The organism is Granulicella aggregans (assembly GCF_025685565.1).
GTDB lineage: Bacteria > Acidobacteriota > Terriglobia > Terriglobales > Acidobacteriaceae > Edaphobacter > Edaphobacter aggregans_B.
Genome location: NZ_JAGSYE010000003.1, coordinates 243555 through 259742, shown reverse-complemented (window position 1 = coordinate 259742; position 16188 = coordinate 243555). Strand labels below are relative to the sequence as shown.

Sequence of the window (16188 nt, the reverse complement as noted above, 5' to 3'; positions counted from 1 at the left end):
CGGATTTCGAACGGTTGAAGTTAAAGATGAGCTTCCGAGGCGGAAAGGTTCGGGCGGTTGTGGGAGTGTGGGCTCGCTCGGGGTTCTTCGCTTCGCTCAGAATGACGGCAAAAGCAGGCAACGGCAAGGGCAGGCGAAGGCGAGAAGCAGATCCTCCGCCTGCGGCGAAGGATGACAAGGGTAAGGGCGAAGGGATGAGAAGGATAAGAGCCGTGCTTATTCGCGCTTGGACGACTTAATACGGGCGATCTCTTCCATGCGCTGGGCGAGGGCGCGCTCGCGGCCTTCGTTGGTGGGGTGGTAGTAGCGACGGTTGGCGAGTGAGGATGGGAGGCATTGCATGTCGGCGACACGGCCTTCTACGTCGTGGGCGTACTGGTAGTCCTTGCCGTAGTCGAGGGACTTCATCAGCTTGGTCGGAGCGTTGCGGAGATGGAGCGGGACGGGCTCGGCCGCGGTGGCGGCGATGTCTGCCTGGACGGCGGCGTAGGCGGTGTAGACGGCGTTCGACTTGGGAGCGAGGGCGAGATAGACGACGGCCTGGGCGAGGGCGAGGTTGCCCTCGGGAGCTCCGAGAAAGTGCATCGCGTCGCGGGCGGAGAGGCAGAGGTTTAAAGCTTCGGGCGCGGCCAGACCGATGTCTTCGACGGCCATGCGGACGACGCGGCGGGCGCAGTACATGGGGTCTTCGCCGGCCTCCAACATGCGGCCCAGCCAGTAGAGGGCAGCGTCGGGGTCGGAGTTGCGGACGCTCTTATGCAGGGCAGAGATGATGTCGTAGTGCTGCTCGCCTTTCTTGTCGTAGAGGAGAACGCGACGCTGCATGGCCTCGGAGACGAGAGTCTTGGTGAGGAGGTTTTCGCCGCGGCCTTCGGCTAGCTTGGCGGCGACGTCGAGGGCGTTAAGAGCGTTGCGGGCGTCGCCGCTTGTGTAGGCGGCGATGGTGGCGAGCGCCTCGTCGTCTGCGGTGATGCCAGAGGCTCCGAGGCCGCGTTCGGTGTCGGTGAGCGCGCGTTGCAGCAGGCCGATGACCTGCGGCTCGCTCAAGCCTTGAAGCGTGTAGACGCGGCAGCGGGAGAGGAGCGCGGCGTTGATCTCGAAGGAGGGATTCTCGGTGGTGGCACCGATGAGGCGGATGGTGCCGCGCTCGACATAAGGGAGAAAGGCGTCCTGCTGGGCCTTGTTGAATCGATGGATCTCGTCGACGAAGAGGATGGTGCGGGAACCCATGTGCGAGGCTCGTTCGGCGTCGACCATAACCTGCTTGATCTCCTTGATGCCGGAGAGGACGGCGGAGAACTCGATGAAGCTGGCCTGGGTGCGGTGGGCGATGATCTTGGCGAGAGTTGTCTTGCCGGTGCCGGGAGGGCCCCAGAAGATCATGGAGGTGGGATCGTCGTGCTCGATCGCGAGACGCAGCGGCTTGCCTGGGCCAAGGAGGTGGTCCTGGCCGACGTACTCTTCGAGGGTGCGTGGTCGCATGCGTTCGGCCAGCGGGGTGGTGCGCGGGTTTGCGGCGGTGGCGATCGGCGATGTGTCGAAGAGGCTCATGCTGGTTGTTTGGATGCTCTCTGCTGGGCCGCTTCATAGAGGAGCAGCGAACCTGCGATGGCGGCGTTGAGGCTCTCCACTCGGCCGGGGCAGGGGATGGTGACGAAGAGGTCGGCAAGTTCGAGGAGTTCATCGGCGAGGCCGGAGCCTTCGTTGCCAATGAGGATGGCTGTTGGTTGCGTAAGGTCGGCTTCGTGGGCGGGGATGACTTTGTAGGCGTCTTCAGCGACGGCAGCGGCTATCTGGATGCCTCGAGATTTTAGGTTGACCAGGTCTTCGAGCGTGGCTACTACGACGGGTGTGCGGAAGACGCTGCCGGCAGAGGCGCGGAGGGCCTTCTGGTTCCATGCGCTGACGGTGCCGGGAGTGAAGAGGACGCCGGTTGCGCCGAAGGCCTCGGCGGAGCGGATGAGGGTGCCCAGGTTGCCGGGGTCTTGCAGGCCGGCAGCCACGACGATGAGCGGCGTGCCGCTGATGACAGCGTCGAGCTTGTGGACGGGCGGGACGAGGAGGGCGGCGATGCCTTGCGGCGACTGCGTCTCAACGACGCTGGCGAAGATGTCGTTGGCCAGCCAGAGGGCTTCGACGCTCTTCGGAACGGACCTGGGGAGTTCGCGGCGCTCACTGATGAAGATGGTCTTGAGCACCATGCCGCTGCGCAGGGCTTCGTTGAGCAGGTTGTCGCCCTCGATGGCGACGAGGCCGCCTGAGAGGCGGGCTTGTCCGGCGAATGCGGCGCGGAGTTGTTTGATGCGGGCGTTGGAGCGGCTGGTGATGACTGCGCTCGCGCTGTCGGAGAAGGCCATAAGGAGAGTTTAGATGGTGTGGTGGCTGTAATCCCACATCTGGCGATGAAGCCGCCAGATATGGGGCACCCGGATTTTGTGGTGGTGATAACGCAGATTCCCTTCGGGAATGACAAACCATGAGGGTTCCGTCAAGCATTGGTGGAGTGGCGGGCTTGGTACTCGCGGTCGAGGATGGACATGAGGGTCATGGAGTAGAAGTGGCCGTCGCGGAAGGCGGCTTCGCGGAGGATGCCGTCCTCGCTAAATCCAAAGGTGGCGTAGACGTACTTCGCGCGTGGGTTGGTCTCGTAGACGTCGAGGAAGAGGCGGTGCGCTTTGTACTCGTTGAAGACTCGGTTGGCTATGAAGTGGAGGAGTTGCTTGCCGTGGCCCTGGCCGGGGGCGGAGATGACGACGCGCTTAAGTTCGATCGACCTGTCGGGCGAGGCGACGCCGAGGAGGATGGCGTAGCCGACGACTTCGTGCGCGTCGTCTTCGACCACGAGGTAGCAGGAGTCCTCGTCGGCGAAGGTCTTTGCGTGTTTGGTTTCGGGCCAGGTGCCGATGAAGGTGTGGAACTCGCGGCGGTGTTCGAGGCGGACAATCGCGGGGATGTCGGAGGCGGTGGCGTTCCGGATGTGCATGGAGGGATTGTAGGGGAGAAGGGTGTAGGGGGTAGGTTGTAGGGGTTAGTAAAGACAACAGATGACAAGGATTGGGGGGGGCGGAGTGAAAGCGGTTGGTGCTTCGCACGAATATCCCACCCATCGCGAGAGGCAAGAGCGCGATGGGTGGGGCACCCGGCGTGGAGGGATTTCATGTGACATGGGCCGCACCCCGGTCTGTGGTGTCCGTATTCCCACATCTGGCGATGAAGCTGCCAGATATGGGTCCCCCAGATTGTGGCTATCTGGCTGCGCGGACCATGGGGGAATCGATCTTGACCCACTGCATTCCGGCGGCTTCGGCGGCAGCGATGCCGGGATCGGCATCTTCGAAGACGAGGCAGTCTTCAGGGGCGATGTTGAGGAGGCTGGCGGCTTTGAGGAATGGTTCCGGGTGGGGCTTGCCTTTGGCGTACTCGCCGGCGCAGACGAGGAGTTCGAAGCGGTCGCGGATGCCGAGGGTGTTGAGCGAGGCTTCGACGGAGTGACGCGGGCCGCCGGAGACGACGGCGAAGGGGATTTTGCCATAACTGTGCTCGATGTGTTCGAGGACTTCGGGGACACCTTGGAGCTGCGGGAGCATGTCGATGAAGAGAGCTTCCTTGCGCTGCATGACTTCGTCGACGGGCATGTGCAGGCCCTGGGCTTCGTTGAGGGCGCGGATGATCTCGTCGACAGGGCGGCCGCCCCAGGCGTAGAACTGCTCTTCGGCGAAGGCGCACTCCCACTCGCGTAGGGCCTTTGACCAGGCGACGAAATGGAGGGGCATTGAGTCGGCGATAGTGCCGTCGCAGTCGAAGAGATAGGCCTTGAAGGGGTGGTTGGGGATGGCTAGCTTCATGTTGGTATGGTCTCAGATTCGGGCGAGGGTGTGGCTGATGACGGGTGCGGGCGTTATGCTAGGGTTCTGTGCCGAGTGAGATTTAAATGCGGGGCGCTCTCCACTACGCATTGCGATGAGGCCGCAATGCTCCGGTCGAGATGACGTTTCAAAACAGGCAACGAGGATTAGCGAAGGAGTAGCGATTGACGGCTGAGATTTTGCGGATTCATCCCGACGAACCGGAACCGGCGCTCGTCAAGACGGTTGTGGACAGCCTGAATATGGGCCAGGTAGTCGCGCTGCCGACGGACACGTTCTATGGGCTTGCGGTCGATCCGGTGAACCTGCGGGCGGTGGACCGGATCTACGAGATCAAGACGCGGGCGCGGCACAAGCCGCTTTCGCTACTGATCTCCGAGGTGGCGCAGGCGTATGAGCTGGCACGCGAGATCGACACGGCGTTCGACCGGCTGGCGGAGAAGTTCTGGCCGGGGCCGCTGACGATCATCGTGAAGGCGGGCGGCAAGCTGCCGCTGCGGGTGACTGCGAACACGGGCAATGTCGCGCTGCGGGTTCCAGAGGCTGCGATCTCGCGGGCGGTGGTGGCGAAGCTGGGGCTGCCGATTACGGCGACCTCCGCAAACCTGAGCGGATATCCGGAGTGTACGTATGCGAATTGCGTGCGCGACCAGTTGGGAGACCAGATTCCGTTGATCGTGGATGGCGGCCCGACGGCGCGAGCGATTCCGACGACGATTGTGGACCTTTCGGGCGGCGGGAACTCGTGGATGATTGTGCGCGAGGGAGCGATTGCGACCCACGAGATTGCGCTGACGCTGCAACGTTAGAGGCGTAGCCGCTCAAGAGCGCTGAACTTATACTCAAGGCTTACCTGAATGACTTCTCCCACTGTTCCAACTCGAAGCCGCGCCTCCGGGAATTTTCTGCGGAGGGTGGTGGGGCTGGTTCTGCTGGGGGCGCTGGGCTGGTTTGGCTGGGTGTATCTGCAGATCGACACGGTGGCTCGCGAAGACCATGCGCAGCCTGCGGACGCGATCGCGGTGTTTGGCGCGGCGGAGTATTCAGGGCATCCTTCGCCGGTGCTCCATGCGCGTTTGGACCATGCGGTGGAGTTATACAAGAAGCAGATCGCTCCGTTAGTCATCACGCTCGGTGGCGGCGGGGATAAGGACTCCGGCACGACCGAGGGTGGAGTCGGCAGGGATTATCTGCTGGCGAACGGCGTTCCGTACGACAAGATCATCGCGGAGACGCGGTCGGTCGACACGGAGCAGCAGGTGCAGCGGCTGGCTGCGATTGCGCAGGCGGACGGGCTGGAGAAGATCGTGGTGGTGTCAGATGGGACGCACCTGTTTCGCATCCGGGAGCTATGCAAGGCGGCGGGGCTGGATGTGTATACGTCTCCGCGACCGGCTGTGGGGCATGTAAGCGACTTTGAGATGCTTCGTCGGTATGTGCACGAGATGTTGAGCTATACTTCGCTGCGGTTGAATCTTCATGCTAGCTGGGTGCACCGGTGGCTGGAGAACAAGGACGAACTCTAGCCGCGACAGGTTCCAGAACTAAAGCTGCGTCGAAGTGATCGGCAGCAGGAGAGCATGAGCGGCCCAGGCCACGGCGGCAGCCAGCAGCGTGGATGCGAAGTTGACCAGGTCGTTATTGAGCCAGCCTTTGCGTTCGACGGTCGCTCCGAGGACGCTGTCGAAGATCAGTCCCGCGAGGGCTCCCGAGAAGATGCAGAGTGCGGGCCCGAAGGTATAGGCGAACGGGCTGACCATGACGACCAGGGCAGCCGCAAGAATGCCTGCGAAAGTCCCCGCAAGGCTGATGCCTCCATCGGTGCCGGGCGGAACTGCGCGGCCGGAGGTGATGAGAATCGTCGCTCCAAAGCGAGTGCCGGCCAGCGCCTGACCGATCTCTGAGGAGACGGTGTCTGCGGTGGCCTCGGCGAGAGCGGCGACGCAGGCAGCGAGGCCGAGAGTGGAGATAGCGGTTCCCTGAGATCCCGTAGCAGCGAGCAAACCAGCCGCACCGAGGTTGGCGATGACCTGCGAGGCGCACCTGCCGGTTCGGCGTTCCGCGACGCCCAGTGACTCTTTGCGCGAGCGACCGAACCGGGTTGCGGCGAAGGTGAGGATGAAGAGCAAGATCAAAGAGACGATGGCGGAGTTCTGGGCGTCAAAGCCATCTCTCTGGCGCAACAACAGGTCCATACAGATGACACCGCCCATGGCTGCTGCGGGTGCCGTGGCGGAGCGGACGACCCAGACGAAGAAGGCAAAGAGGAGGCTGAAGACGCAGGCGGCGTAGAAGGATTTGTGGAACGGGCCGATGCCGTGGAGCCGCCAGGATTCGACGGCTAGCTTGATGATCAGCAGGAAGCCTACGGCGCCGGTGAGCAGGTCACTCTGCTTGCGGTCGCGCGAGGCGGGGACGGGCTTCAACCGCCTGGTTTGGATAGCACGCCCTGCGCCGGGGCGCTCGCTCATTTCACTCTTCATTCCGCGGCAGTCCTGTTCGGTGATTTACAATCGTGACTTGAGCATAGCCAACACCAGCGGTACCGTGGGAGCACTTTTGCAATTAGCAGGGAATCAGACGTCGGCAGGGAACAAGGTGTCGCAGAGTTTGCGGCCAGCAGTCACACGTTACGGCCGTCGCACAGCGACGGCGGCACTCGTTATGGGGTTGTTTTCGGTTGTTGGATGCGGGAATAACTACCGCCCGGTAATCACGGCGATCAACCCGGTAGGGCCGGCCGGTCAGCCGACGAAGTACGCGGTGGCTATCTCCGATCCGAACCTTGGTGACCCGAACGGCACGCTGCCTGGCCTGGTCACGTTTGTCGACTTTTCCGGCGACACCGTGCTGATCACCGCGAATATCGGGGTGAAGCCGTACTACCTGATCCTGGGTGCGAGCGGATCGACGGGCATCACGCTGAACCAGGATGGGACGGTGAACTCCTTCGGTATCTCGACGAGCCTCTTGTCGAGTGCCGTTCAGCAGACGACGTTGCTGCAGAATCCTACTGGTGCGCCGCTTCCGACGAGCATCTTTCCGCAAGGAACCTATACGTACATCACGCAGCCGGGGCGCGCCTCTGTTGCAGAGCTTGCAGGCAGCCCTCTCACGCTACGACAGGAGCTTGCGCCGGTGGGCGCCGCGCCGATCTACATTGCGGGCGTTGCTTCGGCGCCCCGAATCTATGCGCTTAGCCCGAGCGCAACGGCAGGCTCTCCGGGCACGGCGACTCCGATCGAGACCTCGACCAATACTCCCTCGACGGCGCTGCCTGTGGGCGTGAATCCGGTGTATGGCGTGATGACAGCGGACGCGCGGCGTGCCTTTGTGATGAACCAGGGATCGAACACCGTGTCGGTGATCGACGCACAGAACAACCAGTTGGACACGGGCGTGACTAATGGCACGATTCAGGACCCGAACGCGGTCGCTCCGATCTGGGCCGATTTCGCTCCGACTCTCTCCGAGCTGGTGGTTGCGAACGAGGGGACGGGAACGGATAACGGCAGCGTGAGCATCTTCAGCATTCCGCTATGCTCCGCGCTTTCGCCGACGGGAAATCCTAACTGCAACGTCAACAATCCGATCGATGCGACGGGATTCGGCGCTCTGGTGGCAAATATCCCGGTGGGCAAGAATCCGCTGATGGTAGGTGTGCTGCAGGACGGCACCCAGGCTTACGTGATCAACCAGGGCGACAGCACGGTCTCGGTGATCAACCTGAAGACGAACACGGTCACGGCGACGATCCCGGTTCCCGCTACCCCAAACCCGACCTTCCTGGCGGTGACGACCGGAACCCCGACAGGTAAGGTCTACGTGACATCAACGACATCCAAGCTGATGACGGTCATTCGCACGGATACGAACCAGGTGGATACGGCGATCTCGCTTCAGGGATATGGGATCCAGGTGAGAATGACGGCGCAGTAAGTTTTACGTTGTGAGTTGTACGTTCTGCGTTAGAAGCAGAAGAAGGCCATCCTTGCGGATGGCCTTCTCTTGTCTGGGGTAAGGCTGGCTGGTTATTCGCCCTGAAGGACGATAGGCGAAGTGGGCTTAAGCGAGCCGCCCTGGTCTTCCACGGTGATGCCGAAGGCCTTGGCGATGATCCCCTTGGGGATGTCCGGCATGACCAGAGCTGCGTCTCCGTGCATGTCGGGGCTGAAGGTGCCAGCGGGAATGGGGCTGGTTCCGTCGGCTGGGATGATCCAAAGCTCGTAGGTCTTGGACGGATCGAGTGGATCGAGATTGCTTGCAGTGAAGAGCAGCGCGCCCTTGCCGGCTACGTAGGAGGCCCTTCCAATCGGGGTCGTCTTCGAGGGGGTCTTGACGAGGGTCACGCGCATCGCATCAGGGTCTGTGAGAGCGCCCATGATGGACCGCTCCCTTTGCGCGTCCGTAGACAGAGTCGATATCTGCGTTGCTTGCTGTGCGACGGCGGAGCGGAGCAGGTCGCGGTCCCGGTAGAGGTCTGTAGCCAGCACCGTGACTCCGGCAGCGACTGCCCAGCCTACCCAACTGACCCAGGGCAGAACCCGGGCGGCGGAGGTATGCTGCGCGACGACCTCATCGCCGATGGCGATGTGGTCGGCAAGAGGGCTGCCGAGATCCTGATGGACAGGCCGGTCGAAGGGGATGATCTTCTTCTCGCGGGCGACCTGGGTCATGAACCTCTGGCGGGCCGCGGCTGGCGGGGTGACCATCTCCGCAGTGACGGCGAGGGCCGCGAGATCTCCACGCAGGAGAGCGATCGCGTCGGTGCAACCGGCGCAGGTATCGATGTGAGCCTCGACGGCTTCGGCCTCCTGCTCAGTCAGGAAGTGCATGGCGTAGAGCGCGAGATCGTCGTGTTCGACATGATTATTACCGTTCTGGTTGTTTGCACTCATGACTGGAAGGCCTTTCTCAGCGTCAGGAGCGCGCTGCGGATGCGTGTTTTCACGGTGCCAAGAGGATCGCCTGTCATCTCCGCGATCTCGGAGTGGGTGAGGCCGTCAAAGAAGGCCATCTCAAGTGTTTTGCGCTGTTCGGCGGGCAACTTGTGGATCACGAGCCGGGCTTTCTCCATCATGATATTTCGCTCGGCTTCATTGCCGAGATCGCAGGGAGCGGCGAGGGCGACGTCTTCGACGTCTTCCGTGGGCCGCCTTCTGCGCAGAGCATCGATCGAGCGATTCCGAGAGACGACGGCGAGCCAGCCACCAAGGCTGCCTCTTGTCGCGATGAAGCTATCGGGATTTCGCCAAACCTGCATAAAAATTTCCTGTAGGACGTCTTCGGCCGCAGCCGGGTCGCGAAGCACCCGAAGTGCGACTGAGTAGACGACCTTCGAATATCGGTCGTACAACGAAGCCATGGCTCGTTCATCGCCCCGCTGAACGAGTGAGAGGAGATGTGCATCCTCCTGCATCGACGGTGGAGGAATGTTCAACAAACCCGTGTCTCTGTACATAAGAACGCACCCACAAAAAGATCGGATTGCCTTGAAATCTGCAAATACCTGCAACCCATGCAACTTCGGTGATCGAAGGATGGCGCAAAGGTCACGTGTGTGTCCGCAACCAGACCATGATAACTGCAATCGTTGGAAGACGTTATAGAAAGTGCGGAGGTGTAGCCTTGTCAAAGAGCGCATGCGGCGCGACATGCGAGTCTCTCCACTACGCGACGTGATATAGCCACGTCGCTTCGGTCGAGATGACGTTCTTGCGGGTTTCAGAGGAGAAGGTGCTATCAAAGAGGCGATTGGGAAGGTTCGGCTCGATAAGCTGCTGGTGGAGGGCGGCCACGTGGTGTCGCGGGAGCGGGCGCAGGCGATGATACTCGCCGGGCGCGTGCTGGTGAATGAACAGCGCATCGACAAGCCCGGAACGGCGGTTGCAGGCGACGTTACCATCCGTATGCTCGGCGACGATCTCAAGTACGTGAGCCGGGGCGGCCTAAAGCTCGAGAAGGCTCTCGACTATTGGAAGATCGACGTGGCGGGCCTCGCCTGCATCGACGTGGGAGCTTCCACCGGAGGGTTTACGGACTGCATGCTGCAGGCTGGAGCCCGCAGCGTTCTCGCTGTGGATACAGGCTATGGGCAGATCGCGGAGAAGTTCCGGCATGACGAGCGAGTGACTCTTCGCGAGCGGACGAACGCAAGGCTGCTGAATGAAGGCGAGTTGGTCCGTGAAGACCCCGCCGATACGCCGGTCTTTCTTGCCATGGACGTCTCTTTCATCTCGGCGACCCTGGTGCTGCCTGCGGTAGTCGGGGCCCTTGCGCTGCCGGGCGAGCGCTGGCAGGGCGAGGCAGTGGTGCTGGTAAAGCCGCAGTTTGAAGCGGGCCGGGAGAACGTCGGCAAGGGGGGAATCGTTCGCGATCCCGACGCGCGAAAGTACGCGATTGAGCGCGTGTGGGAGTGCGCGGAGTCGCTGGGCGGCTGTGCGCTTGAGGTGATCGATTCGCCGATCCGCGGGATGGAAGGCAATCATGAATATCTGCTGCACGTGTTGTTCGAGGGCAAGGCGGATGACGTGCAAAGAAGGTGAAAGCCGTTACACTAAAGCAGATGCACCTGGCCGCTATCATCTCAAAACCGCAGAAGCCTGAGCTCAGGACGATTCTTCCTGATCTGATCGCGTGGCTCTCCCGCCGTGGATATAACTCCATCGTTGACCCGGACAGCGCGCACTACATTGACGCGTCGGACCCGATCGACCGCGAAGAGATGCCGGAGCAGAATCCGGACCTTGTGATCGTTCTGGGTGGCGATGGGACGCTACTCTCTGCCGCGCGCGCGTTTGCCAAGACGACGGTTCCCATACTGAGCGTGAATCTTGGGTCGTTGGGATTTCTGACCGAGATCCCGCTGGCCGAGCTCTATACGACCCTCGAAGCGTGGTGCGAGAACTGCGCGGGCATCGAGTTGCGCAGCATGATGCGGATTGAGCTCCACCGCGATGGGCAGCTCTTCCAGAAGTGGGATGCGTTGAATGACGCCGTTGTGGCGAAGGGCGCGATTGCGCGCATGGCGAACTTTATCGTGGCGCTGGATAACCAGTTTGTCGCTTCGTTCCGTGCGGATGGTGTGATTGTTTCTACGCCGACGGGTTCTACTGCTTACAATCTCGCTGCGGATGGGCCGATCGTCATGCCCAGCGTCGATGCCATGATGGTGACGCCGATATGCCCGCATTTGTTGACGATTCGTCCGATCGTGGTGCCGGGGGAGTCGACGATCAGTGTGCACCTTGAGGGAGTGCCCAGCCAGACCTTCCTGACGGTGGATGGCCAGGAGGCGGTGGAGATTCATCGCGGGGACAGCATCAGTTGTTGTAAGTCGGAGTACAGCGTGAGGCTGTTGAGGCTGCGGCCGAATGGATTGTTTAATGTGCTGCGGTCGAAGTTGAAGTGGGGTTGATCTCCAATACCCATACCCCGTCATCCTGAGCGAAGCGGCTCGCGTAGTTTGCGAGACGCGGAGTCGAAGGACCCCGAGGGTGCTGACGTCATCCATACCGATCGAAGCTTTCGGCCTATTGGTTCGCAGGCGAGAATTCGAGGCAGAAAGGTCCGGACCGTCGTACGTGTACGAGCTTCGTCGGGGTCCTTCGACTCCGCTGCACTCTGCTCAGGATGACGGTTCTTGCGGCGATGCCGAAGGGTGTGTCAGCGCTGCAGGCGAATCATTCTTGAAGACGACGTCGGGTGGCAGAAGACCTTGCCGTGGCTGAGTGCGATCTTGCGTTGCGCCAGGGCGGCCATCTCAGGGTCGTGGGTGACCATGACAATGGTGTGGCCGTAGCGATGGAGCTCGGCGAGTAGGTTGGCGACGATCTTCTGGTTGGCGGCGTCGAGGTTGCCGGTGGGTTCGTCAGCCAGCAAGATCGGGGGATTGTTGATCAGCGCGCGGGCGATGCAGACTCGCTGCTGCTCGCCGCCGGAGAGTTCGCTAGGTAAGTGGGATGTGCGTGCGCCGAGGCCGACCTTTTCGAGCGCGGTGCGGGCTTCGGACTCGTCGGTCATGGAGTGGAAGTACTGCGCGAGCATGACGTTTTCAATGGCCGACAAGTAGGGGATCAGGTGGAACTGCTGGAAGATGAAGCCGATCTTGTCGGCGCGGAAACGGTCTAGTTCCGTTGCGGACATGGAGGCAACGTCTGTGCCGTCGATCTTGAGCGTGCCGCTGGTGGGACGGTCGAGGCAGCCGAGCATGTTGACGAGGGTAGACTTGCCGGAGCCTGAGGGGCCGGTGATGGCGACCCACTCGCCGGCGTTGATGGCGAAGGTGGCCGAGTCGAGGGCGCGGACGACGTTGCCGTGGCTGGCGTACTCGCGCGTGACCGCGTTGAGGGAGATGACGGATTCGGTTCCGGGGGTCGACAACGTCTCTTCAAGCACTCGCACGTTCTTATTCACCCTTCAGGAGCGCGGCGGGTTCGAGGCCGCGCAGGACGCGGGCGGGGAAGAGAGCTGCCATCACCGCGATCGCCATGTTTAAGAGTAAGACAAGTGGCAGGACTCCGATGCGTGGGAGCGAGGCGGTGCCGAAGTTTGTCTCGCTGATGGCCCAGGCGAGGCCTGAGCCGATGATGTATCCGGCGATGACTCCGGCGAAGGCTATCAGCGCGGCTTCGAGCAGGAACAGGCTGATGAGTTGCGATTGCGAGCCGCCGAGCGCCTTCATCAGGGCGAAGTCGCGGCGGCGTTCGAGGACGCTGGCTGAGAGCGTCGCCAGCACCGAGACCCCGACCGTGAGCGCGATGAGCAGCACGGCCGCGTACATGAGGGTGTGGGTGCGGTCGACGATGCGGGACTCGCCTTCTACGAGCTGGCGGACGGGTTGGATCTGCACTCCGGGGAGGGCTGACTTGAGCTGGGATATTGCGGCTTCGACCTTCGCGACGTTGCCGGATACCTGGACTTCGATGACGCTGGTGGTGGTGCCTGTCCATGCGGTGAAGGCGGGGAGCGGCATGTAGATGCGGCTGTCTTCGTCGCCGCCCGTTTTGAGTCGGCCGGTTCCATGCAACACGAGGGGCTTGCCCGCGAAGGTGAGCTTGACGGCGTGCTCGTCGGCGATGAAGTTTGCGGCGCGCTGGCCTATCAGGGCGGCTTGTGGGTCGGATGGATCGGGCCATGCGCCGTTTTCAATCGCCCACGAGGCGTCGAGCTTCTTGACGGCGGCGAAGTCAGTTCCGGCGACTACAACGGGCGTGCCACGGTCAGTCGTGGCGACAGCGTAGGCGAAGGGAGCGATGAGCGCGTCGGGACCGGCGGCTTGCTGGACTTCGGCGAGAGCGTTCTGCGGAAGCGTTGCAGATGAGGGTGCGGTGACGACGATGTTTGCGCCAAAGCTGCGGAACTCGTGGTGGAGCTTGGCGTCGAGGTCGGCGTAGAGGGTGAGCAGCGCAGTTGCGACTCCCGCCGAGACGGTGAGGGCGACGAGCGCGGAGAGACTGCGGGAACGGCGGTGAATCAGCGAGCGGCGAAGGATGGTGCTCATGTTAAGCGTCATGCGTCGGCTCGCAGGATGGCGGAGGGGTCCATGCGCAGCGCTTGCCGGATCGCCGGGGTGCTTCCGGCGATGGCAACGATTATGGCGAGGCCGACGACGATGGGTAGCAGAACCGGGTTCAGGACCGTTGCGAGGTGGATCGAGGAGAAGGTGGTGGTGCCGGTGGCGAAGATCTTCGCGCCGAGCCAAGCGGCGAGCGACGAACCGATGAGATAGCCGCAGGCTCCAGCGAAGACGGCGAGGAGGCCGGTCTCGGAGTAGAAGAGGAGCGCGATAGAGGAGCGGCTCGCTCCGAGCGAGCGCATCAGGCCGATCTCGGCACGGCGTTCTAGGATGGCGGTAGCCATGGCGGCGGAGACGGCAAAGCCTGCCGCCAATAACGCCGCCGCGCTGATGAGCCACATCAGGCCGCTGATGCGGGAGAGCACAGTGCCCTCGCTCTGCTCGACCTGGCGAACCTGCTGGGCGTTCGCGCCGGGGATGGCCTCGCGGATCTGGTAGGCGATGGAGTTCGCGTAGGGGCTGCAGTACCAGAGGTCGTGCTTCTTGCCGGTGAGCTTGTCCGGGTCTGAGCGGGCAAAGGCGTCTTCGGGCTTGGTGCGGGCGGAGATCTCTACGCGGGAGATGGCGTCGGGGGTGCCGGCGAAGGTCTGCGCCGTTTCGAGAGGCAGAAGCGCCTTTGTTTCCGTTGCATCTCCGGTAGAGACGATTCCGGTAATTTTCAGCTTAACCTCCAATGGAATTGGACGATGGGCGGCTTCCATCTGCCATGCGGGCTCTGGCAGAGAAAGTGTGTCCCCGGCGTCGAGGTTGATAGATTTCGCGAGGGAAGCGCCGAGGACAATTTCATTAGGAGCCGAGGGCCAAGAGCCGGAGAGCTTCCACCAGGGATGGAGCGCGGGAGCACCTGTGACGAAGCCCTTACCCTGGGCCATATCGTTGGGGCTGGCGAAGCGATGGTTGAACCAGAGGCCGAGGGCGGGGATGTCGATTGCTATCGCTGGCGGCTCCTGGGAGGTGGTGTCGCCGCTCTGGGCGGAATGCGGTGATTCTTCGCTGCGCTCAGAATGACGGCTGTCCAGTAAAGGCAGAGTCGCGTGAAGAACTAATGGAAGCTCCGGGCTAACGCCCGTGATGTTGTTGGCCCAGAAGATTCCGTGCAGTTTCTCTAAGTCCTTCCCGTGGAGATAGGCCCCGCCAGTCGCGGGCTTGAGGTTCACTCCGCCGACTTTTACGTCGAGGAGGTCAGCCTGTGGGGTGACTACGATGTTCGCGCCGTAGACGGCCAATTCCTGGTGAATCCGGTCGCCGATGGTCGTCGCCAACGCGAGCATCGCGGTCACCGCCGTAGTTCCGAGCAGAATGGCGACTCCGGCCAGCAGCTTGCGGCGGCGTTGGCGGCGGAAGCTCTCGTAGAGAAGGCGAAGGAACATTACTTCTTGAACACGTCGACGAGGGTTTTGAGATCCGCTGCCTGGATGGTGACCAGGCCTCCGGTGATGGTGGACTTCAGCGGGACGGGGTTACAGCCGCCGGGCTGGCCCATCGAGGCGGCGTTCAGCGGCGAGGCGCACATCTTGCAGGTGATGCCCTGGCTGCCGATGTAGAAGCCGACCGGGCCGCAGATCTGGCAGGCGTCGGCGACCGAGACGAGGTTGCCGTCGGGCTTCTTGAAGAGCAGGAAGCGGATCTCCCGGCTGCCGCCGGTGCCGTCGTCCACCATGACGCCGTAGCGGTGGAGCTTGTCGTCATTGATGTCGGCGACGGGGACGGTGACCTGGCTCCCTACCAGCGTTACGGACGAGGTGGGGCTGAGGGCGGTGGTGCTCTTGGCGTAGATGAACTCTGCGGTCGAGAGGAAGATGAAGAGGAAGCTGGTGCCGACGACCAGGTTCATCCAGAGTTTCTCGCGGCGCGCGGTCCACGCGGCCTTGCGCTTATCGGAGGCAGACGCGTCGGCGGCTAGAACCGTGGGGACGCGGCGTTTGTACTCCATCAGGACCATCAGGCCAGCGAGGGCGAGCATCGTGACAAAGAAAAAGAGGTCGTTGCGGACGATCGGCCCGATCAGCCGCATCTCCGCCGCGCTGGAGGGGAGGACGCCGTTCTCCGAAAGTTCATGTAATCCGCTGACCAGCAACTGGAAGGTGACGAAGTACAGGATCACCGTGGTGACCTTGAAGAAGCGCTGCAGATTGATCTTAACGCTGCCGCGGATGAAGAGAACGCCGAAGACGACGGCCACGGCGATTCCGAGGATCGTGCCGGTAAAGCTGAGGATCTCCGTGGAGTTGAGCGAGACGGCGGAGAGGATCAGGACGGTCTCGACGCCTTCGCGGAGCACCAGCAGAAAGACGAAGAAGAAGAGTCCGAGCTTCGATACATTTTCGCCTTCGGCGCTCGCACCGGTGAGGCTGGCGATCTTCGTCTCGATCTCGCCCTTCATGCCCTTGGCGGTCTTCTTCATGAACCAGATCATGCTGACGACGAAGAATGCGGCCACCAGCATGACCCAGCCTTCGAAGATGTCGGAGTTGAAAGCGGTGCGGGCGATGACTACGGCCACTCCGACTGAGGCGGCGACAGCGGCCCCGAGCGCCCAGAAGACCGTCTTTTTCAGCTCCGTGCGGCCGATTTTGCCGAGGTACGCGAAGATGATGCCGACGATCAGGGCGGCTTCAACGCCTTCGCGGAGAGTGATGATGAACGCTTGAAACATTTCTAAGCCTCGGTTCGGACGCGGGTACGGGCGCGTTGGCAGATCAGGAAGTCAATGTCTCGATGTTATATGCGACTACTTTGGTCGTC

Annotated in this window: 17 protein-coding genes; 5 read left to right on the top strand and 12 right to left on the bottom strand. The window is 62.2% G+C overall.

Translation table 11 applies throughout. The features are described from left to right. Nucleotides 1-216: 216 nt before the first annotated feature. The 4 genes from OHL18_RS16445 to OHL18_RS16430 all read right to left on the bottom strand — a co-directional run bounded on the left by OHL18_RS16445 (nt 217) and on the right by OHL18_RS16430 (nt 3845). On the bottom strand, nt 217-1551 hold the full coding sequence (locus OHL18_RS16445) for a replication-associated recombination protein A (protein WP_263375965.1): 1335 nt from the start codon (nt 1549-1551) through the stop codon (nt 217-219). Continuing rightward, nucleotides 1548-2357 carry a TrmH family RNA methyltransferase gene (locus tag OHL18_RS16440; protein WP_263375964.1) on the bottom strand — a complete coding sequence of 270 codons (810 nt, stop codon included), beginning with the start codon at nt 2355-2357 and terminating at the stop codon, nt 1548-1550. Before OHL18_RS16440 ends, OHL18_RS16445 begins: the two co-directional genes overlap by 4 nt. A gap of 131 nt (nt 2358-2488) precedes the next feature. After that, entirely contained in the window at nt 2489-2983 is a 495-nt protein-coding gene (locus OHL18_RS16435; RefSeq protein WP_263375963.1) for a GNAT family N-acetyltransferase, read from the bottom strand. A gap of 262 nt (nt 2984-3245) precedes the next feature. Beyond that, entirely contained in the window at nt 3246-3845 is a 600-nt protein-coding gene (locus OHL18_RS16430; protein ID WP_263375962.1) for an HAD family hydrolase, read from the bottom strand. A 185-nt stretch (nt 3846-4030) separates the two neighbouring features. Between OHL18_RS16430 and OHL18_RS16425 the strand changes: the two genes are divergently transcribed. Together OHL18_RS16425 and OHL18_RS16420 are read left to right on the top strand one after the other, a co-directional pair. Continuing rightward, entirely contained in the window at nt 4031-4675 is a 645-nt protein-coding gene (locus OHL18_RS16425) for an L-threonylcarbamoyladenylate synthase (protein WP_263375961.1), read from the top strand. 48 nt (nt 4676-4723) lie between these two features. Continuing rightward, a complete protein-coding gene (locus OHL18_RS16420; RefSeq protein ID WP_263375960.1) occupies nt 4724-5392 on the top strand; it encodes a YdcF family protein in 669 nt (222 codons plus the stop codon). A gap of 18 nt (nt 5393-5410) precedes the next feature. Here the strand turns inward: OHL18_RS16420 and OHL18_RS16415 are convergent, their stop codons facing one another. Next, nucleotides 5411-6337, bottom strand: coding sequence for a DUF92 domain-containing protein (locus tag OHL18_RS16415; RefSeq protein ID WP_263375959.1), 927 nt, complete (start codon nt 6335-6337; stop codon nt 5411-5413). 88 nt (nt 6338-6425) lie between these two features. Between OHL18_RS16415 and OHL18_RS16410 the strand changes: the two genes are divergently transcribed. Then, the gene (locus OHL18_RS16410) at nt 6426-7805 is read left to right on the top strand and encodes a YncE family protein (RefSeq protein WP_263375958.1); all 1380 of its coding nucleotides are present in this window, start codon (nt 6426-6428) and stop codon (nt 7803-7805) included. Between the two features lie 92 nt (nt 7806-7897). On the opposite strand, the gene OHL18_RS16405 is transcribed toward OHL18_RS16410, so the two are convergent. From OHL18_RS16405 to OHL18_RS16395, 3 genes are all read right to left on the bottom strand, one after another. Next, a complete protein-coding gene (locus OHL18_RS16405; RefSeq protein ID WP_263375957.1) occupies nt 7898-8764 on the bottom strand; it encodes an anti-sigma factor in 867 nt (288 codons plus the stop codon). Next, nucleotides 8761-9285: an RNA polymerase sigma factor gene (locus OHL18_RS16400; RefSeq protein ID WP_263376566.1), complete on the bottom strand. Its 525-nt coding sequence runs from the start codon at nt 9283-9285 to the stop codon at nt 8761-8763. Before OHL18_RS16400 ends, OHL18_RS16405 begins: the two co-directional genes overlap by 4 nt. 250 nt (nt 9286-9535) lie before the next feature. Then, nucleotides 9536-9664 carry a hypothetical protein gene (locus tag OHL18_RS16395; RefSeq protein WP_263375956.1) on the bottom strand — a complete coding sequence of 43 codons (129 nt, stop codon included), beginning with the start codon at nt 9662-9664 and terminating at the stop codon, nt 9536-9538. Between OHL18_RS16395 and OHL18_RS16390 the strand changes: the two genes are divergently transcribed. Both OHL18_RS16390 and OHL18_RS16385 read left to right on the top strand, forming a co-directional pair. Further along, nucleotides 9665-10411 carry a TlyA family RNA methyltransferase gene (locus tag OHL18_RS16390; RefSeq protein WP_263375955.1) on the top strand — a complete coding sequence of 249 codons (747 nt, stop codon included), beginning with the start codon at nt 9665-9667 and terminating at the stop codon, nt 10409-10411. It begins immediately after the preceding gene. Nucleotides 10412-10431: 20 nt separating this feature from the next. Continuing rightward, nucleotides 10432-11283, top strand: coding sequence for an NAD(+)/NADH kinase (locus tag OHL18_RS16385; protein ID WP_263376565.1), 852 nt, complete (start codon nt 10432-10434; stop codon nt 11281-11283). 248 nt (nt 11284-11531) lie between these two features. On the opposite strand, the gene OHL18_RS16380 is transcribed toward OHL18_RS16385, so the two are convergent. The 4 genes from OHL18_RS16380 to OHL18_RS16365 are packed head-to-tail and all read right to left on the bottom strand — an operon-like array spanning nt 11532 to nt 16099. Further along, entirely contained in the window at nt 11532-12248 is a 717-nt protein-coding gene (locus tag OHL18_RS16380) for an ABC transporter ATP-binding protein (protein ID WP_263375954.1), read from the bottom strand. A 25-nt stretch (nt 12249-12273) separates the two neighbouring features. Beyond that, nucleotides 12274-13380: an ABC transporter permease gene (locus OHL18_RS16375; RefSeq protein ID WP_263375953.1), complete on the bottom strand. Its 1107-nt coding sequence runs from the start codon at nt 13378-13380 to the stop codon at nt 12274-12276. Further along, the gene (locus tag OHL18_RS16370) at nt 13377-14813 is read right to left on the bottom strand and encodes an ABC transporter permease (RefSeq protein WP_263375952.1); all 1437 of its coding nucleotides are present in this window, start codon (nt 14811-14813) and stop codon (nt 13377-13379) included. The genes OHL18_RS16375 and OHL18_RS16370 overlap by 4 nt, the downstream gene beginning before the upstream one ends. Beyond that, complete coding sequence (locus tag OHL18_RS16365) at nt 14813-16099, bottom strand: Fe-S-containing protein (protein WP_263375951.1); 1287 nt, start codon at nt 16097-16099, stop codon at nt 14813-14815. The genes OHL18_RS16370 and OHL18_RS16365 overlap by 1 nt, the downstream gene beginning before the upstream one ends. Nucleotides 16100-16188 lie beyond the last annotated feature (89 nt).